General features: G+C 49.8%; 2 protein-coding genes. Both read left to right on the top strand.

What is annotated here, in order from left to right:
- The coding region (locus tag ABJK56_RS05695) for a hypothetical protein (RefSeq protein WP_347243701.1) at positions 1-327 on the top strand (327 nt) is incomplete at its 5' end.
- A gap of 9 nt (positions 328-336) precedes the next feature.
- The coding region (locus tag ABJK56_RS05700) for a glycosyltransferase (RefSeq protein ID WP_347243709.1) at positions 337-619 on the top strand (283 nt) is incomplete at its 3' end.

A 619-nucleotide genomic window follows, 5' to 3' on the forward strand; every position in this document is an offset into this window, starting at 1 on the left:
TATACGAAGGAAAACATTATCTTACAGATGTTCTTCTATGCCACCATGACCGCTTTTCTCCTGGGAGTGTTTATCGCACGGTATCGTGTTGAGCTAGTGATTATCATACCTTTGTTGGCAGCAAGCTTTACACGTTACGTGAAAGCTGCCATTTCGCCGGCGATTCCGGGCGAGCCGGAAAGTTTATATAAGGAAAAAGCGCTTGCGGTTCTCCTTGGGTTCAGCCTATTCCTGGGGGTGACACTGCTTTTCGTTAAATTAGATTTTATGCGGCGTATGCTGAACATTCAGGAACCCGCACTCCCGTCACTTTGGCCAACCTCGTGAATATGAGTGATGAACAAACATTGCATACTCGAGGTCTTACATAGTCTGGAGTATGGTGGCGCGGAGGTGCTGGCCGTAAGATTGGCGCAGCGGTTTTCAGCTCGCTATTCGGTTGCTATCGCGCTGATCGATGGCGGGGGACCGTTGGAAGAGCATCTTGATAGAGAGCGAATCGGCCGTTGCGTGATCGGCCGCAAGCCGGGGCTGGATTTGCGATGTGTTTTTCGGTTGAGACAAAGACTGAAAGAGTGTTCACCGGCGGTAATCATTGCTCACCAGTATACACCCTTTT

Origin of the sequence: Thermogutta sp., from assembly GCF_039793925.1 — a bacterium.
GTDB lineage: Bacteria > Planctomycetota > Planctomycetia > Pirellulales > Thermoguttaceae > Thermogutta.